Source organism: Ramlibacter sp. (genome assembly GCA_019635435.1).
In the GTDB taxonomy this organism is placed as follows: Bacteria; Pseudomonadota; Gammaproteobacteria; order Burkholderiales; family Burkholderiaceae_C; genus JAHBZM01.
The window spans coordinates 754,131-778,818 of the sequence record JAHBZM010000001.1 but is presented as its reverse complement, the minus strand read 5'-3'; the positions used below and the strand labels follow the sequence as shown (position 1 = coordinate 778,818).

Sequence of the window (24,688 nt, the reverse complement as noted above, 5' to 3'; positions counted from 1 at the left end):
AACACCTACTGGACGGCCAAACGGGCCGGAACCCCTGCCAGACCCGCGCGCGGCAACCAGGCAAACACCGAGTCCACGGTCACGGTCTCGATGCGGTCGCTGAAGCGCTTGGCCGGCGGGTGGTCGTCAAACGCCACATTGGCGGCGCCCAGCCGCCCGCCCAGCCGCGTGAGCGGCCCCAGCCTGAGCGGGGTGGGCTGGTAGCCCTTGAACTTCAGCCAGGCCTGGGCGGCGTCGCGCGTGCTGATGGTCGGATCCATCGCGGCGGCCAGCGTCTCGATGGCCCACTGATTGGACTGCTGGTAACGCTGGCCCCACGCATAGCTCACGATGCTGTAAGGCTTGCGATGTAGGCGCAGCGCGCGCGGCTCATCCAGCAGCAGCGGCAGCAGCCGCGCCTGCACCGGCGGCGCGGGCACCACCCAGGCGGCCTCGTAGCGCCACAGATCATCCAGAAAGAATTCGCCCAGCCCCTGGCGGTAGATCGCGGACTCGGCCGTGCCGCACTGGTTGAGCTTGTGCAGCACACGCCACGCGCCCTCGGGCGTCCTGTAGGCAAAGCCCAGGTGTGACCAGTGCAGGCCATACTTGCCGAGGTCTTGGCCAGCCCGGGCCAGCACCACCACTTGGGTACCCGAGCGTGCGTATTCGGCGTCCAGCGCCTTCAGCGTGCGTTCGGCCAGCGTCAGGCCCTGCACGATGGTCTGCGCCGTGGGCTTTCCCGCCTCGCAGGGGCGGCCCGCGTGCGCAGCCCCCGCGAGCATCAGGGCCGCGAGCCACACCGCCACCCGTTGGATGAGCTTCATCGCCAGCCCCTCAGTCGGTCAGCCGCTCGTTGTGCAGCAGCGCGCGGCCCAGGGCATTGGGGATGAAGGCAATGGCCTCGCCAGCGGCACTGAGCACCAGGCCCGCGCCGATCACACTCACCGCAACGCCCGTGCCCACGGCCAGCGAAGCCGCAGCAACTCCACGCCCCAGCACCTCCACACTCACCCGGGCGCCATCGGACGCGCGCTCAAGCACATAGACCGTGCCGCGGGCCGACAACTCCACCGCCTTGACGGTGAACACCGCGCCCGCCGCGCTCAGCACCACGGGCGCCGCGCTGACCGCGCCCACGCCCGCCGCCGCGACCGAGGCCCCGCCCACCACCGAGGCCACAGGCAACATCGACAGCGCCACCGACGCCTCGCTCTGCGCCCGCGCCGGGCCACCCCACACCATGCTGGCAACCAGCGCCAGCACTGCGATCTGATTTTTCATCATGCTCTCCTTGATGAGTGCGTCGGTCATTCCGCGTCGGCAACGGCGCGGCTGGCACGGGACTGCAGACGGGCTTCGTTCAGGTCGGCCTCATGCCGGTCGCGCAGGGTCTTGGCCAGCGTGAAGGTGCAGGTGATCAGGTAGAGCCAGCTCACGCCGAGGAAGGCCTTGTAGGTCTCATTGACCTCCATGCGCAGCAGGCCCCAACCCGTCAGCCCCATGGCCAGGAAGAAGCCACCCCACACCACAAACTTGAACATCGGCGTGTCGGCCATGCTGCGCTCTGCGCGCGCCTTTTCGTTGTCGCGCACAAACTTGGCCAGCACAAACGCGGCAGAAAGGCAGAAGAAGTAACCCATCACCATGAAGGCGCGATCCAGGTCCTTGCCGGGCAGCCAGGCCAGCCCCACGCCGCACAGGAAGGCGGCGATGGCAAAAGACACCCACACCTGCAGTTGCCAGGCCTTGGAGTCGCGTTGAATCAGGGTTTGCATGTTGTCCTCTTGGAGGTGGTTGAACATGCGGCGGAGTGTGAGTGAGTGGACCTGAAAAAAGGGCTTCTCACTACCTATGATCCAGAATTCACCACCCAGAGTCTCATCTGGCGATACTCCAAGCCCCTTCCACCTTCGCCTTCGCGCTTTTTATCGGCACCTACATTTCAACGAAGCCGGTCATTACTAGGAAGCGCGCCCGTGGGGCGTTATGGGTGATCAGTAAGGTCAAACTTCTTCCAGTCTGGCACGTGTCCTAGAACAACGATAGCTCTGACGACCTGTGCTGCTATGCCAATACAACGAGTGGCAAGATCTTCAACAGTCAACGTGGTGTCCGAATTTATTCGTTGCTGCTTCTCCTCAATTCTTCCGGAGTGCACCATTTTGCTTCGCACCCCATAGAATTTCTTGAGCAAACTAAACGTTGCAAGCCGTTGACTCGCTGTTCCACCAAGCAGCCGCGCGGCACGAACGCTTATCTTGTGACTGAGTTCGTTGTTCTCACCATCCCCAAGTAACGCCTCTAGCGCTATGAAGACCTCGACCGCCTTATCTCCTGCGGATCGACGAGACTGTGCCTGCCTCAGACGGTTTAGACCGACATTCACACGCAATTGAACATCCAACTCCAGATCAAGGTACGCAGCGCAGATGGGTGCTGCTTCAGAAGAGATAAGCACCTTTTCCCCAATGTATGTCAATGGGGCAATCTCGAGAGCTTTCCAAGAGCGACTCCAATCATTAGATGAGGCGACTTGCAAATCGGGATCATCAAATACAAACCAAGACTCCACGATAAGCGGAAGGCTAGGCCCAAGGATCGTGAGCACTCGCGCGACGTCCTCGTGCAGTTGGTCAACCCGCAAGTAGTCTTTCCTGTTATTGGCTGGCCCGGGACCTATCGGATTCCCATCAACACCGAGGGTCCAGATGAAGGGGTCAATTGTCCTGTTTGTAAGAAGTGCCGCCTTCGGAGGGTTCCAACTCTCGAAAGACTTGTGGTCCATGAGAGCCGAATGCAGAAACCGCTCAAGTTGACGGCTATTCGGGACTTTCTCCAAAGGAGCCAAGCGCACCCCAGGGGCCACCTCAAATTCATCTTCGACGGAAACGCCGTAAAGAATAGAAACGGTGCATCCCGTAGCGCGCTCAGTTTTCAGAACTTTAGACAACCACTCCGTGGTGCTCTGGACACTTCTGCTTCTGGCGAGCTGATTCAGAACTACGTTCCTGACACTTGCCGGGTAAAAGGACATGGAACCATTGTCCGAGCACACCATGAGTCGGCCACGATCACCGAATCGCGCGTCGGAAACCAGCAACTCATCCAACCCCTTGATCAGCAGCGGAATACGACCGGCAAAAGGAAAGAAATCAGGTCTTGGCACAAGAATGACGTCAGCCAGCGACAGGCAAACCACCTGATCATTCAACTCATCAAGAATCTCTTCCAATCTTGCATCAAGCGTCGCATTTGGCAATTGGATCTCCGGTGCGGGGATTTGAGAGTCAGGCATTCGACCTCCGCGTTTCAAGAGTTCAGCTCAGGGATTCTTTCTACTAAGATTCCTCGAGGCAATGGGTCCGTCTAACCTATATCGATCTCATTGAACATGACTGGCAGTGGCTAGACTCGCCACCCGCCCCCGCAGCCCCTCCATCTCCACCTTTTCAGCCGCCACCGCCTCCCCCACATTCAGCCCCACGCGGCTGAACACGCCGCGGCGAAACGGCCGCACCATGGCATTGCCCTGTTCCACGCGGCTGAAGTAGCTGCCCCACAGGTTGGTCAGCGCCATGGGGACGACGGGTGCGCTCACGCCGTCGGCCTGGGCGCGCTCCAGGATCTTCAGCAGGCCGGCCTTGAAGGGCTGCAACTGCCCGTCCCTGGTGATGCCGCCTTCGGGGAAGATGGCCAGCAGGTCGCCGTCGCGCAGCACCTGGGCCGCGCGGTCAAAGGCGGCCTGGTACACCGCCGGGTCTTCCTTTTGCGATGCCACGGGGATGGCCTTGGCCAGCCTGAACAGCCAGCCCAGCACCGGCAGCTTGAAGATGCGGTGGTCCATCACAAAGTAGATGGGCCGGGGGCTGGCGGCCATGAGCAGCACGGCGTCGACAAAGCTCACATGGTTGCAGGCCAGGATGGCCGCGCCCTCGAGCGGGATGTGCTCATCGCCCCGCACCTTGAAGCGGTAGACAAAGCGCGACGCGACCCAGGCCACAAAGCGCAGCAGGTACTCGGGCACCAGCATGAAGATATAGAAGGCCACCACGGCATTGGCCAGGCCCACCAGCAAAAAGATCTGCGGAATGCTCAGGCCCGCGCCCAGCAGCGCCCCGGCGATCAGGCTGCTGCCAATCATGAACAGCGCGTTGAGGATGTTGTTGGCCGCGATGATGCGCGCGCGGTGCGTGGGCTGGGCGCGCAGCTGGATCAAGGCGTACATGGGCACGCTGTACAGGCCCGCAAACAGGCTCAGCAGGGCCAGGTCGGCCATCACGCGCCAGTGCCCGGGCACGGCCACGAACTGGCTCAGCGTGAAGATGGCCTGCGGCGCGGCCAGCCCGCGCGAGGCAAAGTACAGGTCGATCGCAAACACGCTCATGCCGATGGCACCCAGCGGCACCAGGCCGATTTCCACATGGCGGCGGCTCAGCACCTCGCACAGCAGCGAGCCCGTGCCAATGCCGATCGAGAACACCACCAGCAGCAGCGAGGCCACCTGCTCGTTGCCGTGCAACACCTCTTTGGCAAAGCTGGGGAACTGGCTCAGAAACACGGCGCCAAAAAACCACATCCAGCTGATGCCCAGCAGCGAGCGGAACACCACGATGTTCTGGTGCGCGAGCTTGAGGTTGCGCCAGGTTTCGGTGAACGGGTTCCAGTTGATCTTCAGGCCCGGGTCGGTCGCCGGTGACGCCGGAATGTAGTGCGACACCACGCGCCCCAGCACGGCCAGCCCCACGCAGGCAAAGCCCACGTGGTGCGCGCCGATCTCGGGCACGGCAATGATCAGCCCGCCCGCGACGTTGCCCAGCAGGATGGCCACGAAGGTGCCCATCTCGACCATGCCGTTGCCGCCGGTGAGCTCGCGCTCGCCCAGGTGGTGCGGCAGGTAGGCAAACTTGACCGGGCCAAACAGCGTGGAGTGCACGCCCATCAGGAAGGTGCAGCCCAGCAGCAGGGGCACGCTGGCGCTGAAGAAGCCAAACGCCGCCAGCGCCATGATCACGATCTCCAGCCGCTTCACAAACACGATGAGCATGCGCTTGTCGTACTTGTCAGCCAGCTGGCCGCTGGTGGCGCTGAACAGCAAAAAGGGCAGGATGAACAGCGCGCCGATCACCAGTCCCGCCATGGCCGGCGGCAGCCAGCTGATCTGCAGCTGGTAGGTCACCATCACCGTGAACGCGAACTTGAACAGGTTGTCGTTGGCCGCGCCCGAGAACTGCGTCCAGAAAAACGGCGCAAAGCGGCGTTGCCTGAGCAGGGCGAACTGGTTGGGGTGCTCGTCGCCGTGCGCCTGGGCGGTCATGTCCGTCATGGGTTGTTCCTCTTTGATTTGTTGTGTGATGCAGGTCAGGCCAGCTCCACCTGCTTCCCGCCCGTGCCGTGCCTGCCAGCGGGATTCTGCCTTGACTTGGTGACGCGCCCCAAGGCGCCGATCACGGGCAGCGCCGCCAGGCTGGCCACGAGGTGCTTGAGGCTATGGCCCGCCACCCAGCCGCCGCTGAGCTCCAGCACGGCGGGGTCGGCCAGCTCCAGCAGCTTGGCCAGCGCATACAGCGCGATCACCACGCCCCAGCACACCACCAGCGCGCCCGGCAACGGCCGCCGCGTGGCCAGCCACAGCATCAGGCCCATGCCGCCGAACTGCACCGCGGCCCAGGGCAGCACATTGCCCGAAGCGGCCCAGGCCCACACACTCAGCGGCCCGAACCCCAGCACGGCCAGCGCCATCAGCGCGCCGGCGCGCCCCGAGACCCGGCCGGCCACGGCCAGCCCCAGCAAGCCCGCAAACGGCAGCACCATGCCCAGCCGGTCCAGCACCAGGCCCGCGTCGTCGGGCTGCCAGTGGTAAACCGCAGAGCCCACGGCTGTGACCGTCAGGCCGGCAAAGAACAGCGCCGCGCAGGCCAGCTCGGTACGGCGGATGCGCGGCCGCGTCAGCAGCGCACCCAGGCCGGCCAGACCCAGCAGGGCAAAGGGCAGGTTGCTCAGCACATCCAGCGCATGCGGGATGCCCCACAGCGCACGCTGGTCGGCAAAGTGGTGGTAGCCGGCGGGCTGGGCCAGCGCCGGGCCGAGGCAGGCCAGCAGAAACAGGGCGCCGCAGGCGGCGAGCAGGGTCCATTCAGCGGGTTGGGGTCGGGTCGGCATGAGGGTCCTCCGGTTGAGTCCCCGCAGTGTCGTGAGGGCGTTTGGTGGAGCGCGCATATTCCAATACAGTTCAGCTTTTCAAGACAAAAAGTATCTCCACGGAATACTCCACACCATGAGCACCACGGCCGACCTCGTCACCACCCTCAAGAAGGAACTCAAGGCCGCACAGATGACCTATGCCGACCTGGCGCAGGCGCTGGGCATGGCCGAGAGCAGCGTCAAGCGCATGCTGGCCAAGGGCGACATGTCGCTGGCGCGGGTGGACGCCATCTGCCGCGCCCTCAAGCTGGACTTTGCCGAGCTGGCCCGCCGCGTGGCCGACGCCCAGCCGCTGCTCAAGGAGCTCACGGCCGAGCAGGAAAAAGCCGTGGTGGCCGACAAGAAGCTGCTGCTGTGCGCCATCTGCGTGCTCAGCCAGTGGACGCTGGAGCAGATCGCCACCGCCTACCGCCTGAGCGAGGCCGAGTGCATCAAGTACTTTGCCCAGCTCGATCGCATCGGCATCATCGAGCTGCGCCCGCTCAACCGCTACCGGCTCAAGCTGGCCAAGACCTTCCGCTGGCGCCCGCATGGCGCGGTGATGAATTACTTCCGCGAGAACGCCCTGCTCGACTATTTCTCGGGCGGGTTTGATGGCGCCGGCGAAGGCGTGCTGCTGGTACATGGCTCGGTCAGCCGCGCGCTGGCGCCGAGTTTTCTGGAGCGCATGCAGCGCGTGGCGCAGGACTTTGCCCAGCAGCACCAGGCCGACCAGAAGCTGGCCGAGAAGGACCGCGAGGGCTACACCCTGCTGCTGGCCATGCGCAGCTGGGAGTTCGAGGCGTTCGCGGCGCTGCGCCGGTAGGTAGAATCGGGCCCAGGCAGGAGAGCGGGCGGCGCCAGCCGCCCCACCGAAGGCGCAAACTCCCATGCACGCTCAGGTTTCGTACTGCCCTCATTGAAAAGCCGTCTGGAGAGCAGCCCGGTCACGCCGGGCTCACCGAAGGAGCAAACACACCGGGGAGCCGGGCGTGTGAATCTCTCAGGTACCAAGGACAGGGGGAGCGGCAAACCGGTCACGGCACCTGGCTCACTATCTTTTTGATAGCTGACAATGCCCGCCCGGTCTGGACTACAGCCCCAAAAGGTTCTCAACATGCGAGTTCTTGTTCTTGGCGCCGGCCTGCTCGGCGTCACCTCGGCCTATTACCTCCAGCAACTCGGCCACGAGGTCACCGTGGTCGACCGGCAGGCCACGCCGGCCGCCGAAACCAGCTTTGCCAACGGCGGGCAGATCTCGGTCAGCCACGCCGAGCCCTGGGCCAACCCCGGCGCCCCGCTCAAGGTGCTGCAGTGGCTGGGCCAGGAAGATGCGCCCCTGCTGTTCCGCGTGCGGGCCGACCTGCGCCAGTGGCTCTGGGGCCTGCAGTTCCTGCGCGAATGCACGCCCGCGCGCACGCGCCACAACATCCAGCAGATCGTGCGGCTGGGCACCTACAGCCGCGACATGCTGCAGCAGCTGCGCCGCGACACCGGCCTGGCCTATGCGCAGCGCACCCAGGGCATCCTGCACTTCTACACCTCGGCCAGGGAGTTTGACGCCGCGCTCAAGCCGGCCGAGCAGATGCGCGAGCTGGGCTGCGAGCGCCGCGTGATCTCGGCCGACGAGGCCGTGCAGATCGAACCCGCGCTGCGCGCGATGCGGCCGCGGCTGGCCGGCGCCACCTTCACGGCCGAGGACGAGTCGGGCGACGCCAACCGCTTTGCGCGCGAGCTGGTGCGGCTGTGCGAGGCCGCCGGCGTGCGCTTCCTGATGAGCCACACCATCACCGCGCTGCGCGAAGCCGGTGGCAGCATCGAGCATGTGGAGGCCACCGACCCGGAGGGCCGCTTCCAGCGCCTGCGCGCGGATGCCTATGTGCTAGCCATGGGCTCGGTCAGCCCGCTGCTGGCCGCGCCGCTGGGAGTGCGCCTGCCCATCTACCCGGCCAAGGGCTATTCGGTCACCATGCCGGTCAAGGACCCGGCCATGGCCCACCAGGTGAGCCTGACCGATGACGAATACAAGCTGGTGTTCTCGCGCCTGACGGCCGTGGACGCCCCCGGGGCCGCGGGCACCGACCGGCTGCGCATTGCAGGCACGGCCGAGCTCAACGGCTACGACCGCGACCTGAACCGCGTGCGCTGCGAGGCCATCGTGCGGCGCGTGGAAGATATTTTTCCCGGGGCGGGTGACACCACGCAGGCCCAGTTCTGGACCGGCCTGCGCCCGGCCACGCCCAGCAATGTGCCCATCATCGGGCGCAGCAAGCTGCCCAACCTGTTCCTCAACACCGGGCACGGCACACTGGGCTGGACCCATGCCTGCGGCTCGGGCAAGTCGATCGCGCGCATCGTGAGCGGCATGGCGCCCGAGGTGGACTTTGCGTTTGCCGGCTAGGGCCTGTTAACGCTATTTCTACAAGATGCGTTGCGAGTCAAAAAGGTCATGCGCAAGGCGCGAAATGCAGCCGGACTCCATGTCCGGCAAGGCTTCGCAACGCGGCGCATGGCCTTTTTGATCCGCAACCCGGAGGGAAGGTGGTTAAAAAAGCGCCACTCGTCGTTGCACTCCTGGGCAAGGCATCAGCCTTGCCGTCGTCGCGCGCCTGGATTGGCGCTGTTTTAACCACCTTCGCACTTGCAGAAATAGCGTTAACAGGCCCTAGAAAAGGCCGACCGGCGCGGAATCGAGCACGCTGGAATTCTCGTCACCCTGCTGGCGCGTGTCGTAGCCGGTAAAGCGGCCGCCCTGAAGGGTGTTGCCCTCGTTCCTGCGGGCGTGGGGGTCAGGCACCTGCAGCACATTGCGAAACTCGGCGCGCAACTGGGTACTGGTGCGCAACCAGTAGTCGGCGCGCTTGATCTGGCGTTCCCGTTTTTCCGGTGAACGCGCCGTGGCGGCCAGCCGGTCGTCGGAGTGCTGAGGCAGCACCATCCATCCCATCGGCCCGAACTGTGCGTCAAAGTGATCCCACAGCACGGTGTAGCTCTCGGCCACGCGCCGCGCAATCTCGCGGTGACGTTTGCTCAACATGTAGTCCCAGCTCTGCGCCGGGTGCCACACCGGGTCCAGGCCGATCAGGTGCAGTTCCCAGAACGTGGCCAGTTCCTGCATCACACGCAACATCAGCACGGGCGCGGTCCAGCCATGCAGCAATTGCGAGAGTTCGACCTGGCTCATCCGGATCACCGGATGGCGCTGGCCCCGCACGCCGCCGATCGCCAGGCAGGACCGGCCGTCCACCCGGAACACGCTGAAGGCCACGGTGGACACATCCAGCGGCTGCATCACCTGCACCCTTTCGTCGCGCTGCAGCGACAGGCTGAGCAACAACTCGCCTTCAGGGCTGTGGCTGGCGGCACGTCGCATCTGGATGCGCATGCACGAATAGCCGCGCGGCGGAGTCAGGTTGACCAGAACGACCGGCTTGCCCGACACGAGCTGGCGCAGCGCCACAGGCTGCAAGGCCGTCTCCTGCCAGTCCACATGGTCGATGAGCTGCACGGCGCGGTCCTGCACTGTCAGGCCCCGGTGCACATAGGGCCGCACCGCACGCAGAAACAGCGCCGGCAGGTCGTCCGCGAGCCCGCGCGAGTGCTGCTCGTAAGCCACCGCCATCCAGCGCTTGAGGACCCGGTGATAGCGCAACCAGGCCCAGGCCATGCGCATGAACAGCCTTCGCCGTGAGGTGCCGCCAGCGGGCCGGGCGGACAGCGCCCAGACCAGCCCGCGCCACACGCCGGGAACCTGGTTGGGGGAGATGGACGCCATGACGATCCGGCCCTCAGGCGGCGAACACGGTGAGCACACCGGTGTAGCCATACACATGGTGGCGAGCGATCTCGCCGCCGGCGAAGAAGCCCACCAGCGGCACGTCGCCCAGCGCGCGCCGCACGATCTGCAGCTCGGCGCTGGGCCCGCCAAAATGCGGCCCGCCGCGCCCGGCGCAGCTCACGTAGATGGCGCCGGCAATGCGCCGCGCCGGGTGCGGCAGGGCCTGCGGCTCGGGCGCGGCCAGCGCGGCGGCCACGGGCAGGCTCATTTCCTCGGGCTCGAGCTCCTCGCGGATCTCGGCGCAGATGCGGGTGAGGTCGGCGCGCGCGGCCTGCACATTGCGCTGGCAGAACGCCATGCGCATGCCGGGCTCGACCACCTCGGCCACCGCCACGCCGCGGCGCGCCGGGTCCAGCCCGATGATGTGGCGCACCCGGGTGTCGGTGCCGAAATTGCCGGTGCGCGAAACCATGTCGCTGCCCGCCAGGTCGCCCGCGTGGGTCAGGCCCACCAGCGTGGCACGCACGGCGGCCAGCGCGGCCTCGGGTTCGTCCAGCGAGATATTCAGGTCGGCCAGCAGCGCATCCAGCGCGGGCTTGCCGTCCAGCTCGTGGATGACGTTGCGCTCGGCCGCGGTGATCTCGCGCACCGCGCCCACCGGCAGGCAGCCCTGGGTCACGCGCGAGACCAGGGTCACGCCCTCGCCAAAGGCCACGCCGCTCAGGCCGCCGCGGAACACGCCGCTGGCCGCGCCCTGGCCCTTGATGTTGCCGTTGCCGCCCACGGCGAACTGCACCGCTTCGCCGCGGCTGGAGGCCAGGCCGCCAAACAGGTAGCCCGTGGTGGTGCGGGCGGCCAGCTCGGCCACCAGCTCGGCCACCTCCGGCGTGTTGCCGTCGGCGTGGATCAGCGCGGTGTGCGGCTCAAAGCCCATGCCGGGCCCGGCGCCCAGCGGCGCCACGCCCGAGAACACGCGGTACTGGTCCGCCGGCAGCGCGCACAGCATCACGGTGAGCGCGGGCTCGTCAAAATATTCGACATTGCTGGCCGCGATGCCCACGCCCACGGTGCCCGACCAGTCGGTGACCTCGGGCAGCTCGGCGCTCAGATGCTCGAGGATGTCCTGCGCCATGGGCGCGTAGTGGTCGGTGATGTAGACCAGGCCCAGCGTGGGCGCGCCCGCGTAGTCGCGCAGCGCCATCTGCGCCTTCAGCTGGGCCAGCACCAGCCCGGCCGCCATGGGCCATTGGGGGTGGGTGGCGTGCCCGCAGGGAAACAGCTTCATCGCGGCCTGGCCCTCAACGACTGCCGCGCGTCGTCTTTTTCGTGGCCTTTTTGGCTGGAGTCCCCGCCGGGCGGGCACGAGCCGCTACGCTTTTGCCAGCAGACTTGGCCACGCCGGTGGCCGTCTTGAAGGCCTCCCGGGCCAGCCCCGTGGCCATGTTGCGGGTGGTGTCGCGGGCGGTCTGGCGCGCCGCGTCCTTCATGGCGCTGGTGGCGATCTGCTGGAACTGCTGGGTCAGGGAGCCCCACCACTGCAGCGGGTCCACCACGCCGGCGGCGGCGGCGGACGCGCCCTTGCCCTTGCCGCCCGTCTTGCGCGCCGCGCGGGTGCGCGCGGCGGCCTGCGCCGCGCCCGACACGGCGCCCGCGGCGCTGCCCGCGGTTTCAGCGGCCTTCTGCACGCCGGAGACCACGCTGTCGGCAGCCTTGAGCTTGAGCGCGTTGGCCACGTCGCCCATGTTGAAGTTCATGCCCTTGAGGGTGGCCAGCGTCATCTTCTGCACTTCAAGCGCCTGCACGGTGGCGCCCAGCGCCTTGGAGTTCTGGTCGAGCCAGAAGTGCACGGCCTTGAGTTCCTCGATGCGCTTGTCCAGTTCTTCCACGTTGAGCGTGGGGGCCACCCAGTTGGCAAGGTTGGGCATCTGGGGGATGTTCTGCGAAGCCCCCTTGGCGAGGTTCTGCAGAAAGTCGAAGCCGGGGACGAATTTGCCAAAGCCGAAGTTGGTGTTGTCGCTCATGGACACTCCCAAGTGTGAATGCTGCAATTCAGCAGCTTACCCCATCGGGACCCGCGCGGCCAAAGGGTTTACGCCCGTTGGTCGGGCCTGGCCCACCGGACGGCGGGCCGGCCCGGGGCGGATGGGCGCTCAGTGCTTGTGCGCGTCCATCATCGCGGCGGCGCCCTGCGGGCCGGGCGCGCTCACGCCCACGGGCAGCTGCAGTTCCAGCCGGCTTTCCACGCCCCTGGCGTTCTTGAAGGTCAGGGTCAGCGGCACGCTGCTGCCCTTGGCCAGCGGCGCCTTCAGGTCCATCAGCATCACGTGGTAGCCGCCGGGCGTGAGGGCCACCGGCTTGCCGGCGGGCAGGTCCAGGCCCGGCAGGGCGCGCATCTTCATCACGTCGCCCTCCATCTTCATCTCGTGGACCTCGGCCACGCCGGCCACCGGGGTGCTCACGCCGACCAGCCGGGTGGCCTCTTGCGCGGTCAGGGTCATGAAGGCGCCGCTGCCGCGCTGGCCCTGCACGCTGGCGCGGGCCCAGGCGCCCTCGACCTTGATGGCCGGGGCCGCGGTCTGGGCCAGCGCGGGGGCGGCCAGCAGCGCCGTGCAAAGGGTGGCGGCCGCAAGGCGGCGCAGGGGGTTGAGTGCATTCATGGTGAGAGTCCTTTCAGGGTTGCATGATCAGTGTTGATGGGCGGCGGCGCCAGCGGCGGGCAGGATGTCCAGCTGGGCGGCAGGGGTCTTCAGGTCCGACAGCGCCTGGCCCGGCTGCGGCACCTCGGTCCAGTCGATGCGGCCTTCGGCGCAGAGCTGGCGCACCGGCCAGTAGACCGGGCCGGCCTGGGCAGGCGTCTGCGCCACCAGCACGAACTCGTCGTAGTGGGCGCTGTCCAGCATGTCGGCCGGCGTTTGGGCGGTCCAGCTGATGCGCTGCACGTCTTCGGTGATGGTGCGGCCGTGGCTCACATGGGGCTGGGCCAGTGCGCCGCGCTCGATGGCCAGCGTCCAGCCGGGCTTGGGCATGGGCCGCGCGCCGCGCATGCCGGCGGGGATGTCCACCACGACCTGCCGCGTGGGCGAGGCGCCGCAGCCATGGCCGACCTTGAACGTGGCCTTGTAGCTGCTGGCCGCGGGCGCGACCTGGTATTCGAGCACCACATGGGCGTTTGCGATGCCAAAAATGGCTGTAGTCCAGGCCCACAGGGCATGTTTAGCTACGGTTTTGATAGCGGATGGAGTCATGGTCGTCTTTCCTTGAATCAAAGGTCCACCTTCAGCTCGGCCAGGTAGGTGCGCTGCGGGTAGGGGTGGAAGTTCCAGAATTTGTAGTTATTCAGGTTGTCAATGCCCACGGCCGCGCTGAGCTGCCTGCTGATCTGATAGCGCATGCGCAGGTCGGTGGTGAAGTATTGGCTGGCGCCCTGGTAGGCAAAGCCATTGGGGTCGCTGTTGTCCAGCGTGCTGAACTGGCGGCCGCTGTAGCGCGCGGCCAGCGTGTACGACCACCGGGCGTCCGGCCGGTACGTGGCCACGGCGGTGGCGCGCCACCGCGGGATGCGCGGCTGCCACATGCCCACGCTGGCCGGGAACTTGTCGTTCTTCGTGATCTTCGAGTCGGTCCAGGTCAGGCTGCTGCCCAGCTCCAGCCCGCGCAGGCCCGCGTCGGCGGCCTGCCAGGCCAGCTCCAGCCCGCGGGTGCGGATGCGGTCCACGTTCTGCACATTGGTGACGTTGGGCGTGACCGTGACATTGGTCTGCGAGTACAGCGCGTCACGGGTGTTCTCGAAGAACGCGGTGAGGCGCAGCAGGCCGTGGCCCATGTCGCGCTCGGCCGTGAGCTCGGTGGTCCAGGATTTTTCGGGCCGCAGGCCGGGGTCGTTGTTGACCAGCGTGCCGCTGCCGTTGATGCCGCCCTGGTACAGCTCGCTGACCGTGGGCATGCGCACCGCGCGGCCAGTCGAGGCCTTGAGCACCCACTGGTCGGTGGCCTGGAAGGCAATGGCGGCCTTGGGCGAGACAAAGCTCTCGTTGCGGTTCACATGGTTGACCGTGGTGGTGGCGTTGGCGGTCTGGCCATTGCGCGCGCGCCAGTTCTCGAGCCGCGCGCCCAGCACGGCCTTCCAGCGCGGCGCGAACTTCCAGCTGTCCTGCGCCCACAGGCCCAGCAGCTGCGCGTCGCCACGGAAGGCCTGGGTGCGCGCGCCGGCGCTGCCGTTGAGCCAGTCGGCGGTGGCGTTCTCGGTGCTGCGCAGCTGGTAGCTGTCGCGTTGCAGGCCGACATCGACGATGTGCGCGCCACGCAGGCCCTGCGGGCGCCAGGTGCCCTTGAAGGCCAGCGTGTTCCAGCCCGTGCCCTTCATGTCCACGATGCGGCCCGCGCCGCCGTTGAGCGCGCCCGGCAGGGCCGTGCTGGCGGCGCGCAGCGTGTCCTGCCGGTAGTCGTAGAGGCTGGCGGCCACCTCCCAGTCCCACTCGCCCTGCGTGTGGCTCTTGACCGAGAAGCCGTGCATCAGGTGCGTGAGGTCTTCGTTGGACAGGTTGAAGCTGGTGGCGCCCAGCGTGTAGCTGCGGCCATCGATGTTGACGGTGCCGCTGTAGACCGGGTTGCCCGCCGCGTCACGCAGGTAGCTGGCGGGCCGGCCCTGCGAGGTGTTGTGCCACCAGCCCAGGGTGTAGCTGGCGCGCAGCGTGGGCGTGAGGTCGTAGGCCAGCCTGGCCTTGATGTGGTCCTGCGTGGTGCGGTACTGCGTGGCCGTGCCCAGCAGCAACCAGTCCTGGTTGCTGCGGTTGGGCGCGAGCATCGCGCCGGTCACGGGGGTGCCCGCCGTGCCAGGCACGCCAGCCGAAACCAGCGCCGTGGGAAAGGTCAGCGGCTGGCCCTCGCTGTCGTTGCGGTTGACGTTGAGGAACCACGACCAGTCGCCGCTCCTGTTGCCCACCGAGGCGCTGGCCTGCTGGCCGGTATAGCTCGCGTGGGTGTTGTACAGGTCAAACGGCTGGTGGGCGATGCCCACCTTGCCATGGGCCTCGAACCGGGTGGGCATGCGCGTCACATAGTCCACCACCGCGCCCACCGAGTTGCCGGCGTAGGCGGCCGAGAACGGGCCATACAGCACATCGACGCGCTCGATTTCCTCGGGCGTGACCAGCATCCAGCGCGGCGCATTGGTGGGGCCGTTGCCCAGGTAGTTGCTCAGCAGGATGCCATCGGCAAACACCATGGAGCGCGCCGGGTTGCCGGTGCCCGAGGCGCGGGTGGACAGCACGGCGTGGTTGTAGTCGCCGATGTAGCGCTTGCGCACCAGCAGGCTGGGCAGGTATTTGAGCGCGTCCTCGCTGTCGGTGGCGTTGATGGAATGCTCGATCTGCTCGCGCGTCACGCCCTCGATGGTGGTGGGAATCTGCGTGGGCAGCGAGGTGGGCTGGCCGCCCGTGATGGTGACCACGCCGAGGTTGCGGCTGGGGGCATCGGCGGTCTGCGCGTGCGCCGTCCATGCCAGGGGAAAGGCCAGGGTCAAGCCCAGGGCCAGGCGGGTTTGCCGCATGAAAATCTCCTGAATACAAGCCAGATCGGCCTGGAGTCCACGGCTGGCGGACTTCAGGCGCTATGAAAACGCTAGCGGATCAGGAGAAGAGCGGAGGCCCGCGCGCGGGCAGGGGCGCGGCCGTGAGCCACGCAATGTGGGCGGCCGCCACCGGCTGCAGCACATGGGCCAGCGGTTGGACCGGTTCAAAGGCAATGCGCGGAAAGGTCGACAGCGTCCCCACGCTCGCGCACAGCGGGCAGTCGAGCGTATGCGAGGAGACTTCCTTGACGCCATCAGCGGTCTTGACCAGCACCTTCATGGCGCCGGTGCCGGTGCAGATGAGCTCCATCTCCTGCGGATGCACCATGGGCGACGCAATGGCCACGCCGATGGACAGCGCAAACCACACCAGCACGAGGCGGGCAAGGTGGCGGGCGGTGCGCAGGCGATGCATGGGTGGGGATTATCGCCGGGCTTTTAAAAGACGGCACATGCCTGCGCTGACTCGGGATCAGGCGGGCAGGGCACTCTGCTGCGCTCGTGTCCTCCGGGCCGGCTACGCCGGCCCTCCCCCTTAACCTCGCTGCGCAGAGCGCCCTGCCCGCCTGATCCTGCCAACCATTTTTGCGCGCCAGGTTTTCAAGCTCTGCGCGCTACAGCGGTAGCGGGTTGGCGGCAGCGGGTGCCTGCCGCAGCGAGGTTAAGGGGGAGACAACGGCGCAGCCGTTGGCGGAGGACACGAGCGGAGGCAGGCACCCGCTGCTGACAACCCGCGGGGCCAACGCAATCAGCGCCAAAACCTAAAACTTGGGCGCCCGCCGCTCGCGCAAAGACGCCACGCCTTCATGCACATCGGGCCCGCCAAAGCCCATGAACTCGAGCGCCAGCGAGGTGTCGAACGAAGGCCCCGCCTGGCGCAGCCAGTTGTTCAGCGAGTACTTGGTCCAGCGGATGGCCGTCTGGCTGCCGCTGGCCAGCCGGTCGGCCACCTCATAGGCCTTGGGCAACAACTGGTCGTCGTCCACCGCGAGCGACACCAGCCCGATGCGCTCGGCCTCCTCGCCGCTGACCGGCTCGCACAGCATCAGGTAATACTTGGCTTTGGCCATGCCACACAGCAGGGGCCACACGATGGCGGCATGGTCGCCCGCCGCGACCCCCAGGCGCGTGTGCCCGTCCACGATCTTCGCGCTCCGGGCTGCAATCGAGATGTCGGCCAACAGGCCGGCCACCAGGCCCGCGCCCACGGCCGGGCCGTGCATGGCGCTCACGATGGGCTTGTCGCAGTTGATCACGTTGTAGACCAGGTCGCGCGCTTCCTTCCAGACCCGGGTGCGCACCGCGAAATCGCTGGCCATGTCCTGCACCAGGGCCAGGTCACCGCCGCCGGAGAACCCCAGGCCCTCGCCGCGCAGCACCGCGCAGCGCACCGACTCGTCGGCGCTCACGTCACGCCAGATTTCGCACAGATCCCAGTGGCCGTCGTGCCCGGCCGTCGGCAGCTTGCCGTTCTGCGCTTTCATCTGGATGTCGAGCACCGAGCCGTCGGGGCCGCGGCGGCTCAGGTTGAAGGTCTTGTAGCGTGAATAGTCCATGGCCTGATTGTGGCAGGCCGCGGCCTCAGCGCAGCTTGTCGAACTCGGCCTTGAGCGCCGGCGACAGCGGCAGGTTCAGGCCCTTGGGCGCGCCCGCATGCGGCTTGACGAACCACTGGGCGTACAGCGCCTCGGCCTGGCCGCTGCGCACCATCAAGGCCATGGTCTGGTCCGCCACGCGCTGCAGGCCGGCGTCACCACGCGGCAGCGCGATGGCAATGGTTTCGGTGGAAATGCTTTCGGGCAGCAGCTCCAGCGACTCCGGGTTGGCCAGCCCGGCGCGCTGGTTGAGCAGCAGGACCTCGTCACGCGCGAAGGCGGCAGCCTGGCCCAGCTGCAGCTGGCTCAGCGCCGCCTCGGGGCTGACCACGCGCGCCACCTTGATGGCCACGCCGGTGCGCTCGGCATAGGCCTTGACGGCCGACTCGGCCGTGGTGCGGCCCAGCACGGCCACGGTCTTGCCGGCCAGTTGCGCGGCGGTGGTGAGCCTGGCCTTGGCGGGCACCATGAACTTCACGCTGGAAATGAAGACCGGCTGCGAGAACGCCATGCGCTCGCGCCGTGCGGCGGTGTCGGAGGTGCCCGCGCACATCAGGTCCACGCCGCCGCTGGCCACCACGCGCTCCAGCTGGTCGGCGGCCACCGGGATCAGCTTGATGCGCAGGTTGGGCTTGCCGGTTTCCAGCCGGATGCGCTCGGCCATGGCCCGGCAGAAGTCCAGGCTGTAGCCCACGGGCTGGCGCTTGGCATCGAGGAACGAGAACGGCGGCGCGTCCTCGCGGTAGCCCAGGTTGATCTGGTCGCGCTGGGCCACGCGCTTGAACGCGTCCTGGGCCCAGCCCGCGGCCGGCAAGGCAGCGGCGGCCAGCGCCAGCAGCCAACCGAAACGAAACCCCGATGAGACTGTGGTGGCCATGTCCGGATCCTCCTGATTTGACTGCACTGCCTGCGCATTCTTGGGGATGCGGGCCCATTGCGCAAGCCTGCCGCTGCGCCGTTGTTACCGTCGGTTGCGCACTGCGTAGGGCTCCTTCAGGGGGCAAAAGCCACCGGGACCACGGTGAACCCCGCGTCGCGCAGGTGGCTGACCACGCTGGACGGGCCCACCATGTGGAGTGCGCCGATGGCGGCGAACACGCGCTGGCCCCCCGCATGCAGCGCGGCAATGCGCCGCGCCAGAGGCAGGTTGCGGTCGTCCAGCAGGCGCGCCATGCTTCGTCGTTGCGCCGGCGTGTCCATGCAGGCACACCACTGCGGGTAGCCCGCCAGGGTGGCCAGGTCACCCCGCGCCCAGATGTCTGCCACCTTGCGCAACTGTTCACGGGCATGGCCGGTGGTCAGCTCCGCCAGTTGCTCCTTGAGGGTTTCACGTTGCTCTTCCACGGTCTCCCCCAGGCTTTCCAGCAGGGCCCGCTGGGCTTGCGCCGACTCCAGCCCGAGCACAGGTATCTTGCGGGCCTCGGCCCAGCCGCGCAACACCAGGTCAATGGCCAGTTCGGGATAGAAGCCATCGGCCCGCCCGGCCAGCACCGTCAGGCTGGCGAGCTGCATCATCGGGCTTTGGCCCGCCAGCGCCGCCAGGGGCAGGCACTGCGCGCGCGCCAGATCGGCCACCTGCTGTTGCTGGTCGGCCGTCAGCACTGCGCGGCCGGCCAGTTCCTGCTCGGTGGGCGGCGCCATGAGCTCGCTCAGCGTCTGGGGATCGAGCAGGTCCAGCTCAAGGGCCAGCACGTCGCTGTTGTTCAGGGCCTGGCGCACGCGGGGGCCGGGCACCACCCACTCCGCGCGCGCCACGTGCAGGGTGCCGTACAGCCACGACCTGCGCCCGTCGCGTTCAAGCCTCCACAGAAAACCCCGGTCGGGGGCGCTGCGCAGGCCCTCGGCCACCTGCGCGGGGCCCAACGGCTGCGCCGGGGCCGGGCAGTTGTCGGGCGCGGCGGTTTGGGCGCCCAGCGGCGACAGCCCCAGGCCAGACAGGCAGAGAGCCACCAGTGCGCGCCGCACGCGCCAAGGACAGGGTATGAGCATGCCCCGCATTGTGCCCAGACGGTGAGCGGGTTTTGCCCGCACTTTATAGTCTGCGGATGACCACGCCCCGCCCCCGCAGCCTGTTCCATCTGGCCTTCAACGTGACCGACCTCGACGAGGCGCGCCGCTTCTATGGCGGCGTGCTGGGCTGCGCCGAAGGCCGCAGCACCGACACCTGGGTGGACTTTGACTTTTTCAGCCACCAGATTTCGCTGCACCTGGGCGAACCCTTCAAGACCGCGCGCACCGGCCATGTGGGCGACGTGCTGGTGCCCATGCCGCACTTTGGCCTGGTGCTGGCGCTGCCCGACTGGCAGGCCATGGCCAGGCGCCTTGAAGCGGCGGGCACCGACTTCGTGCTCAAGCCCCAGGTGCGCTACCCCGGGGAGCCCGGCGAGCAATGGACCATGTTCTTCCTGGACCCGTTTGGCAACCCGATCGAGGTCAAGGGCTTCGAGTCGCTCAACGGCCTGTACGCCACCTGAGCGCGCCGGGCCTGTAGGCTGGCGCCTACAAACGCCGGCGCCAGCGGCGTCTTGTGCAGCGCACACCGGGGCTGGTATGGTCGGGCAGATGAATTTTGTCGATCTGCTGTGCCCCTCGTGCGCGCTGTTTCTGGACTTTGACGGTTCGCTGGTGGACTTGGCGGACCGGCCCGAATCGGTGGTGGTGCCGGGCGGCCTGGGCGCCACGCTGCAGGCCCTGTCGGGCTACCTGGGCGGCGCGCTGGCCGTGGTGTCGGGCCGGCCCATCGAACAGATCGACGGGTTTCTGGCGCCATTGCAGTTGCCGGTGGCGGGAGTCCACGGCGCCGAGCGGCGCCGTGCCGACGGCTCGCTGACCTTCCTGCCGACCTTCGCGCTGGAGGTGGTGGAGCAGGCGGCGCAGGTGCTGGCGCAACAGCACCCGGGCCTGCGCGTGGAACTCAAGCGCGGCTCCGTGGCGCTGCACTACCGGCTGGCGCCCGAGCTCGCCGACACCTGCCTGGCCACGATGCAGGCAGCCGTGGAGCAGTCCCCCGGATTGACCTTGCTGCACGGCAAGATGGTGCTGGAAGCCAAGCCCGGCGGCGTGGGCAAGGGCCACGCCATCGATGCGTTCCTGATGGAGCCGCCGTTCGAGGGCCGCCAGCCGCTGTTCGTGGGCGACGATGTCACCGACGAAGTGGGCTTCAGCGCCGTGCAGGCCCGCGGCGGTCTGGGGGTGAAGGTCGGCCCGGGGCCGAGTGTGGCGTGGCACCGGCTCGACAGCCCCGAGGCCCTGCGCCGCGAGCTGGCGCAGGCCGTGGCCCTGAAGCAAAAGGTATCCGCATGAGCAACCTGAATCTCGGCATGATCGGCAATTGCGCCTACAGTGCGCTCGTGGATGCGCACGCGCGCATCGTCTGGTGCTGCCTGCCCCGTTTTGACGGCGACCCGGTCTTCAATGCGCTGCTGAACCCGGAGGAGGACGGCAGTTTCTGGGCCTTCGAGATCGAGAACTTCGCGCGCGCTGAGCAGAACTACGAAACCAACACGGCGATCCTGCGCACCCGGCTGTACGACACCGCGGGGCATGCCGTGGAGATCACCGACTTCGCGCCGCGCTTCCTCAGCCGCGACCGCACCTTCCGCCCGATCACGCTGGTGCGCCGCGTCAAGGTGCTGGCCGGCACGCCCCGCTTGCGCGTGCTGCTGCGCCCGCGCTTCGACTGGGGCCGCCAGCAGCCCACGCTGACCCAGGGCAGCCACCACATCCGGTATGTGAGCCCGTCGCAGACGCTGCGCCTGACCTGCGATGTGCCGCTGAACTACGTGCTGTCCGAAACCTTCTTCGTGGCCGACCGGCCCATGAACTTCATCCTCGGGCCCGACGAGACGCTGACCGGCGGGATCAGCGACACCGCGCAGAATTTCGAGAAGGAGACCGTGGGCTACTGGCACACCTGGTCGCGCCGGCTGGCCATTCCGCTGGAGTGGCAGGACGCGGTGATCCGCGCCGCCATCACGCTCAAGCTCTCGCTGTTCGAGGACACGGGCGCCATCGTCGCGGCCATGACCACCAGCATTCCCGAGGCGCCGTTCAGCGGGCGCAACTGGGACTACCGCTACTGCTGGCTGCGCGACGCCTTCTTCGTGGTGCGCGCGCTCAACAGCCTGTCGGAAGTGGGCACCATGGAGGACTACCTGCGCTGGCTGTCCAACGTGATCGTGCGCTCGCGCGGCGGCCACATCCAGCCGCTGTATGGCATTGGCCAGGAAGAGCAGCTGCCCGAGGCTTTCGTGGAGCACCTGCCGGGCTACCGCGGCCAGGGGCCGGTGCGCGTGGGCAACCAGGCCCAGGAGCATTTCCAGCATGACGTGTACGGCAACATCGTGCTTGGCGCGGCCCAGTCGTTCCATGACCAGCGGCTGTTCCGGCGCGCCGGGCGCGCCGAATTCGTCCACCTGGAGGCCGTGGGCGAGCAGGCTTTCCGGGTCTATGACCAGCCCGACGCCGGCATGTGGGAGCTGCGCACGCGCGCGCGCGTGCACACCTCGTCGGCGCTCATGAGCTGGGCCGCCTGCGACCGGCTGGCCAAGGTCGCGGTCACGCTGGGCCTGCCCGAGCGCATCCGCCACTGGCGCGAACGGGCCGACGTGATCCGCGAGCGCATCCTGCGCGAATCCTGGAGCGACGAGCGCCAGTCGTTCGCCGAGAGCTTTGGCGGGCGCGACCTGGACGCCAGCGCGCTGCTGATGGCCGAGGTCGGCTTCATCGACCCGCATGACCCGCGCTTCCTGGCCACGGTGGATGCGCTGGAGGCCTCGCTGTGCGACGGCCCCTACATGCGCCGCTACGAGGCGCCCGACGACTTCGGCAAGCCCGAGACCGCCTTCAACATCTGCACCTTCTGGCGCATTGACGCACTGGCGCGCATCGGCCGCAAGGCCCAGGCGCGCGAGATCTTCGAGACCATGCTGGCACGACGCAACCCGCTGGGGCTGCTGTCCGAGGACACCCACCCCGAAACCGGCGAGATGTGGGGCAACTTCCCGCAGACGTACTCCATGGTCGGCATCATCAACGCAGCCACCCGGCTGTCAGCCCCCTGGGATACCGTGATATGACAAAAAAAGAAAAGGCAGGGCGGCTCGTCGTCGTCTCCAACCGCGTCGCCGATCCGCGCAAGACCGCTGCGGGCGGCCTGGCCGTGGCTCTGGGCGAGGTGCTCAACAACACCGGCGGCGTCTGGTTCGGCTGGAGCGGCAAGATCGTTGAAACCGCCGACGGCGTCACGCCGCCCGAAAGCGCGGTGCACACCCAGCAGGCCGGCCCGGTGACCCTGGCCACGGTGGACCTGTCGCGCGAGGACCATGACGCCTACTACCTGGGTTATGCCAATGGCGTGCTGTGGCCCGTGATGCACTACCGGCTTGACCTGGCGGACTTCGACGCCGGCTACATCTCGGGCTACCGGCGCGTCAACCAGATGTTCGCGCGCAAGCTGGCGCCCATGCTGCAGCCCGACGACATCATCTGGATCCACGACTACCACCTGATCCCGCTGGCCGCCGAGCTGCGGGCCATGGGCTGTGGCCAGCGCATCGGGTTTTTCCTCCACATCCCGCTGCCGCCGCCGCTGATCATGGCCGCCATTCCGGCGCATGACTGGCTGATGCGCGCCCTGTTTGCCTACGACCTGGTGGGCTTCCAGAGCCAGGCGGACCTGCTGCACTTTGACCGCTACGTGCAGGCCGAGGCCCATGCCGAACAGCTGGGCAACGGGCGCTACCGCGCCTTCAGCCGCACGCTGGTGGCGGGCGCCTTCCCCATCGGCATCGACGTGGAGGAGTTCATCGCCCTGGGCAGGAACCCGGAAAGCGTGGAAATGTATGACCGCATGCGCCACGACTACGCCAAGCGCAAGCTGCTCATCGGCGTGGACCGGCTCGACTACTCCAAGGGCCTGCCGCACCGCATGCGCGCCTTTCGGCACCTGCTGCAGCAGTACCCCGAGAACCGCAACCTCACCACCCTGATCCAGATCGCCTCGCCCAGCCGTGAAACGGTGCTGGCCTACGGCGGCATCCTGCGCGAGCTCGAAAGCCTGTGCGGCTCCATCAATGGCGACTTTGGCGACCTGGACTGGATGCCCGTGCGCTACATGCACCGCACCGTGGCGCGCAAGCGCCTGCCCGGCCTGTACCGGGCCGGCCATGTGGCGCTGGTGACGCCGCTGCGCGACGGCATGAACCTGGTGGCCAAGGAGTTCATTGCGGCGCAGGACCCGGCCGACCCCGGCGTGCTGGTGCTGTCCCGGTTCGCCGGCGCGGCCGAGCAGCTCAAGGAAGCGATCATGGTCAACCCCTACGACACCGAGGCCACGGCCCAGGCCATCCAGCTGGCGCTGCAGATGCCGCTCAAGGAGCGGCGCAAGCGGCACGCCGCGCTGCTGGAAACCATCCGCCGCGAGGACGTGCACTGGTGGTGCCAGAACTTCCTCACGGCGCTGTCGCAAACCGAGGCGGCCGCCACCGGCGCGCCCTGGTTGCGGCTTTAGCCTTTACCCGGCGCGGGACGGCCGCCAGGCGCCACGATCTTCTGGTCGATCGCGCCGAAGATGCTCTGGCCGTCCCGGCCCTTGATCTCGATGCGGATGGTGTCGCCGTACTTCATGAACTCGGTGCTGGGCTTGCCGTCCTGGATGGTTTCGATCGCGCGCTTCTCGGCAATGCAGCTGTAGCCCTTGGGCCAGTCGGTCTTGCCGTTGGCATCGGTCACGCCCTTGTTGCTCACGGTGCCGCTGCCCACGATGCTGCCTGCGCGCACATTGCGGGTCTTGCAGATGTGGGCGATCAGCTGGCCGAAGTGGAAGGTCATTTCCGGGCCGGCCTCGCACATGCCGACCTTGCGGCCGTTCCAGGTGCTCTGGATGGTCAGGTTCAACCGGCCCTTGTCCCAGGCGCTTTCGCCGTTGACCACCACTTCGTCAAGCGTGACGGCCACCGGGCTGAAGGCCGTGGCCGGCTTGCTCTGGAAGAAGCCGAAGCCCTTGGCCAGTTCGGCCGGGATCAGGTTGCGCAGGCTCACGTCGTTGGCCAGCATCAGCAGGCGGATGCCGTCCAGCGCCTGCTCGGGCGAGCTGCTCATGGGCACGTCGCCGGTGATGACCGCGATCTCGGCTTCAAAGTCGATGCCGAAGGCCTCGCTGGGGCAGACCACGTCGTCGCAGGGGCCGATGAAGTCGTCGCTGCCACCCTGGTACATCAGCGGGTCGGTGTAGAAGCTCTCGGGCACCTCGGAGTTGCGCGCGGCCCGCACCAGCTCCACATGGTTGATGTAGGCCGAGCCGTCAGCCCATTGATAGGCGCGCGGCAGCGGGGCCATGCACTGGGCCGGGTCAAACGGGAACGCATGGCGCGCCTTGCCGTGGTTGAGCGTGGTGTACAGGTCCTGCAACTGGGGGCTGATGAAGTTCCAGTCGTCCAGCGCCTGCTGCAGCGTCTGCGCAATGCCGGTCGCATAATGCGCCGAGCTCAGGTCGCGGGAGACCACAACGAGCTGGCCATCGCGCGAGCCGTCTTTGTAGGTAGCGAGTTTCATGGTGTTTGTCCCCGGAGGATGAATGCGCTA

General features: G+C 67.4%; 23 protein-coding genes and 1 riboswitch. Of the genes, 6 read left to right on the top strand and 17 right to left on the bottom strand.

Annotated elements, in window-relative coordinates; all coding sequences use genetic code 11:
- Nucleotides 1-5: 5 nt before the first annotated feature.
- From KF796_03650 to KF796_03625, 6 genes are all read right to left on the bottom strand, one after another.
- A complete protein-coding gene (locus tag KF796_03650; protein MBX3585717.1) occupies nucleotides 6-806 on the bottom strand; it encodes a DUF2145 domain-containing protein in 801 nt (266 codons plus the stop codon).
- Between the two features lie 10 nt (nucleotides 807-816).
- Entirely contained in the window at nucleotides 817-1,263 is a 447-nt protein-coding gene (locus KF796_03645; GenBank protein MBX3585716.1) for a hypothetical protein, read from the bottom strand.
- A 26-nt stretch (nucleotides 1,264-1,289) separates the two neighbouring features.
- Nucleotides 1,290-1,757: a hypothetical protein gene (locus tag KF796_03640; protein ID MBX3585715.1), complete on the bottom strand. Its 468-nt coding sequence runs from the start codon at nucleotides 1,755-1,757 to the stop codon at nucleotides 1,290-1,292.
- 209 nt (nucleotides 1,758-1,966) lie between these two features.
- Nucleotides 1,967-3,277 carry a hypothetical protein gene (locus KF796_03635; protein ID MBX3585714.1) on the bottom strand — a complete coding sequence of 437 codons (1,311 nt, stop codon included), beginning with the start codon at nucleotides 3,275-3,277 and terminating at the stop codon, nucleotides 1,967-1,969.
- A gap of 87 nt (nucleotides 3,278-3,364) precedes the next feature.
- Nucleotides 3,365-5,305 (bottom strand): MFS transporter, encoded by a 1,941-nt coding sequence (locus KF796_03630; protein ID MBX3585713.1) that lies wholly within the window; start codon nucleotides 5,303-5,305, stop codon nucleotides 3,365-3,367.
- Between the two features lie 35 nt (nucleotides 5,306-5,340).
- On the bottom strand, nucleotides 5,341-6,141 hold the full coding sequence (locus tag KF796_03625) for a hypothetical protein (GenBank protein MBX3585712.1): 801 nt from the start codon (nucleotides 6,139-6,141) through the stop codon (nucleotides 5,341-5,343).
- A 115-nt stretch (nucleotides 6,142-6,256) separates the two neighbouring features.
- Between KF796_03625 and KF796_03620 the strand changes: the two genes are divergently transcribed.
- Entirely contained in the window at nucleotides 6,257-6,988 is a 732-nt protein-coding gene (locus KF796_03620) for a helix-turn-helix transcriptional regulator (GenBank protein MBX3585711.1), read from the top strand.
- 95 nt (nucleotides 6,989-7,083) lie between these two features.
- A riboswitch (glycine riboswitch) is annotated at nucleotides 7,084-7,192 on the top strand.
- Nucleotides 7,193-7,279: 87 nt separating this feature from the next.
- Complete coding sequence (locus KF796_03615) at nucleotides 7,280-8,563, top strand: D-amino acid dehydrogenase (GenBank protein MBX3585710.1); 1,284 nt, start codon at nucleotides 7,280-7,282, stop codon at nucleotides 8,561-8,563.
- Between the two features lie 264 nt (nucleotides 8,564-8,827).
- On the opposite strand, the gene KF796_03610 is transcribed toward KF796_03615, so the two are convergent.
- The 10 genes from KF796_03610 to KF796_03565 form a co-directional block, all read right to left on the bottom strand.
- The gene (locus tag KF796_03610; protein MBX3585709.1) at nucleotides 8,828-9,937 is read right to left on the bottom strand and encodes a DUF535 family protein; all 1,110 of its coding nucleotides are present in this window, start codon (nucleotides 9,935-9,937) and stop codon (nucleotides 8,828-8,830) included.
- A gap of 13 nt (nucleotides 9,938-9,950) precedes the next feature.
- Complete coding sequence (locus KF796_03605) at nucleotides 9,951-11,225, bottom strand: FIST C-terminal domain-containing protein (GenBank protein MBX3585708.1); 1,275 nt, start codon at nucleotides 11,223-11,225, stop codon at nucleotides 9,951-9,953.
- 13 nt (nucleotides 11,226-11,238) lie between these two features.
- The gene (locus tag KF796_03600; GenBank protein MBX3585707.1) at nucleotides 11,239-11,961 is read right to left on the bottom strand and encodes a hypothetical protein; all 723 of its coding nucleotides are present in this window, start codon (nucleotides 11,959-11,961) and stop codon (nucleotides 11,239-11,241) included.
- Between the two features lie 129 nt (nucleotides 11,962-12,090).
- Entirely contained in the window at nucleotides 12,091-12,597 is a 507-nt protein-coding gene (locus KF796_03595; protein MBX3585706.1) for a copper chaperone PCu(A)C, read from the bottom strand.
- 27 nt (nucleotides 12,598-12,624) lie between these two features.
- Nucleotides 12,625-13,185: a YcnI family protein gene (locus tag KF796_03590; GenBank protein MBX3585705.1), complete on the bottom strand. Its 561-nt coding sequence runs from the start codon at nucleotides 13,183-13,185 to the stop codon at nucleotides 12,625-12,627.
- Between the two features lie 17 nt (nucleotides 13,186-13,202).
- On the bottom strand, nucleotides 13,203-15,488 hold the full coding sequence (locus tag KF796_03585; protein ID MBX3585704.1) for a TonB-dependent receptor: 2,286 nt from the start codon (nucleotides 15,486-15,488) through the stop codon (nucleotides 13,203-13,205).
- Between the two features lie 79 nt (nucleotides 15,489-15,567).
- A complete protein-coding gene (locus KF796_03580) occupies nucleotides 15,568-15,924 on the bottom strand; it encodes a DUF2946 domain-containing protein (GenBank protein ID MBX3585703.1) in 357 nt (118 codons plus the stop codon).
- 346 nt (nucleotides 15,925-16,270) lie between these two features.
- Nucleotides 16,271-17,065: an enoyl-CoA hydratase/isomerase family protein gene (locus KF796_03575; GenBank protein MBX3585702.1), complete on the bottom strand. Its 795-nt coding sequence runs from the start codon at nucleotides 17,063-17,065 to the stop codon at nucleotides 16,271-16,273.
- Between the two features lie 25 nt (nucleotides 17,066-17,090).
- A complete protein-coding gene (locus KF796_03570) occupies nucleotides 17,091-17,981 on the bottom strand; it encodes an amino acid ABC transporter substrate-binding protein (protein MBX3585701.1) in 891 nt (296 codons plus the stop codon).
- Between the two features lie 116 nt (nucleotides 17,982-18,097).
- Nucleotides 18,098-19,093, bottom strand: a complete 996-nt coding sequence (locus tag KF796_03565) for a TraB/GumN family protein (protein MBX3585700.1) — start codon at nucleotides 19,091-19,093, stop codon at nucleotides 18,098-18,100.
- Nucleotides 19,094-19,149: 56 nt separating this feature from the next.
- On the opposite strand from KF796_03565, the gene KF796_03560 reads away from it, so the two are divergent.
- The 4 genes from KF796_03560 (at nucleotide 19,150) to otsA (ending at nucleotide 23,615) form a co-directional block, all read left to right on the top strand.
- Complete coding sequence (locus KF796_03560) at nucleotides 19,150-19,578, top strand: VOC family protein (GenBank protein ID MBX3585699.1); 429 nt, start codon at nucleotides 19,150-19,152, stop codon at nucleotides 19,576-19,578.
- A gap of 88 nt (nucleotides 19,579-19,666) precedes the next feature.
- Nucleotides 19,667-20,407: a trehalose-phosphatase gene (gene otsB / locus KF796_03555; GenBank protein MBX3585698.1), complete on the top strand. Its 741-nt coding sequence runs from the start codon at nucleotides 19,667-19,669 to the stop codon at nucleotides 20,405-20,407.
- Nucleotides 20,404-22,182, top strand: coding sequence for a glycoside hydrolase family 15 protein (locus tag KF796_03550; GenBank protein ID MBX3585697.1), 1,779 nt, complete (start codon nucleotides 20,404-20,406; stop codon nucleotides 22,180-22,182). The genes otsB and KF796_03550 overlap by 4 nt, the downstream gene beginning before the upstream one ends.
- Nucleotides 22,179-23,615, top strand: coding sequence for an alpha,alpha-trehalose-phosphate synthase (UDP-forming) (otsA, locus tag KF796_03545; protein ID MBX3585696.1), 1,437 nt, complete (start codon nucleotides 22,179-22,181; stop codon nucleotides 23,613-23,615). Before KF796_03550 ends, otsA begins: the two co-directional genes overlap by 4 nt.
- On the opposite strand, the gene KF796_03540 is transcribed toward otsA, so the two are convergent.
- Entirely contained in the window at nucleotides 23,612-24,658 is a 1,047-nt protein-coding gene (locus tag KF796_03540; protein MBX3585695.1) for a fumarylacetoacetate hydrolase family protein, read from the bottom strand. The two genes, otsA and KF796_03540, sit on opposite strands and share 4 nt — an antisense overlap.
- Nucleotides 24,659-24,688 lie beyond the last annotated feature (30 nt).

Coding starts and splice junctions, on each gene's coding strand:
- KF796_03650 (MBX3585717.1), bottom strand. CDS start 806: ATGAAGCTCATCCAACGGGTGGCGGTGTGGCTCGCGGCCCTGATGCTC.
- KF796_03645 (MBX3585716.1), bottom strand. CDS start 1,263: ATGAAAAATCAGATCGCAGTGCTGGCGCTGGTTGCCAGCATGGTGTGG.
- KF796_03640 (MBX3585715.1), bottom strand. CDS start 1,757: ATGCAAACCCTGATTCAACGCGACTCCAAGGCCTGGCAACTGCAGGTG.
- KF796_03635 (MBX3585714.1), bottom strand. CDS start 3,277: ATGCCTGACTCTCAAATCCCCGCACCGGAGATCCAATTGCCAAATGCG.
- KF796_03630 (MBX3585713.1), bottom strand. CDS start 5,305: ATGACGGACATGACCGCCCAGGCGCACGGCGACGAGCACCCCAACCAG.
- KF796_03625 (MBX3585712.1), bottom strand. CDS start 6,141: ATGCCGACCCGACCCCAACCCGCTGAATGGACCCTGCTCGCCGCCTGC.
- KF796_03620 (MBX3585711.1), top strand. CDS start 6,257: ATGAGCACCACGGCCGACCTCGTCACCACCCTCAAGAAGGAACTCAAG.
- KF796_03615 (MBX3585710.1), top strand. CDS start 7,280: ATGCGAGTTCTTGTTCTTGGCGCCGGCCTGCTCGGCGTCACCTCGGCC.
- KF796_03610 (MBX3585709.1), bottom strand. CDS start 9,937: ATGGCGTCCATCTCCCCCAACCAGGTTCCCGGCGTGTGGCGCGGGCTG.
- KF796_03605 (MBX3585708.1), bottom strand. CDS start 11,225: ATGAAGCTGTTTCCCTGCGGGCACGCCACCCACCCCCAATGGCCCATG.
- KF796_03600 (MBX3585707.1), bottom strand. CDS start 11,961: ATGAGCGACAACACCAACTTCGGCTTTGGCAAATTCGTCCCCGGCTTC.
- KF796_03595 (MBX3585706.1), bottom strand. CDS start 12,597: ATGAATGCACTCAACCCCCTGCGCCGCCTTGCGGCCGCCACCCTTTGC.
- KF796_03590 (MBX3585705.1), bottom strand. CDS start 13,185: ATGACTCCATCCGCTATCAAAACCGTAGCTAAACATGCCCTGTGGGCC.
- KF796_03585 (MBX3585704.1), bottom strand. CDS start 15,488: ATGCGGCAAACCCGCCTGGCCCTGGGCTTGACCCTGGCCTTTCCCCTG.
- KF796_03580 (MBX3585703.1), bottom strand. CDS start 15,924: ATGCATCGCCTGCGCACCGCCCGCCACCTTGCCCGCCTCGTGCTGGTG.
- KF796_03575 (MBX3585702.1), bottom strand. CDS start 17,065: ATGGACTATTCACGCTACAAGACCTTCAACCTGAGCCGCCGCGGCCCC.
- KF796_03570 (MBX3585701.1), bottom strand. CDS start 17,981: ATGGCCACCACAGTCTCATCGGGGTTTCGTTTCGGTTGGCTGCTGGCG.
- KF796_03565 (MBX3585700.1), bottom strand. CDS start 19,093: ATGCTCATACCCTGTCCTTGGCGCGTGCGGCGCGCACTGGTGGCTCTC.
- KF796_03560 (MBX3585699.1), top strand. CDS start 19,150: ATGACCACGCCCCGCCCCCGCAGCCTGTTCCATCTGGCCTTCAACGTG.
- otsB (MBX3585698.1), top strand. CDS start 19,667: ATGAATTTTGTCGATCTGCTGTGCCCCTCGTGCGCGCTGTTTCTGGAC.
- KF796_03550 (MBX3585697.1), top strand. CDS start 20,404: ATGAGCAACCTGAATCTCGGCATGATCGGCAATTGCGCCTACAGTGCG.
- otsA (MBX3585696.1), top strand. CDS start 22,179: ATGACAAAAAAAGAAAAGGCAGGGCGGCTCGTCGTCGTCTCCAACCGC.
- KF796_03540 (MBX3585695.1), bottom strand. CDS start 24,658: ATGAAACTCGCTACCTACAAAGACGGCTCGCGCGATGGCCAGCTCGTT.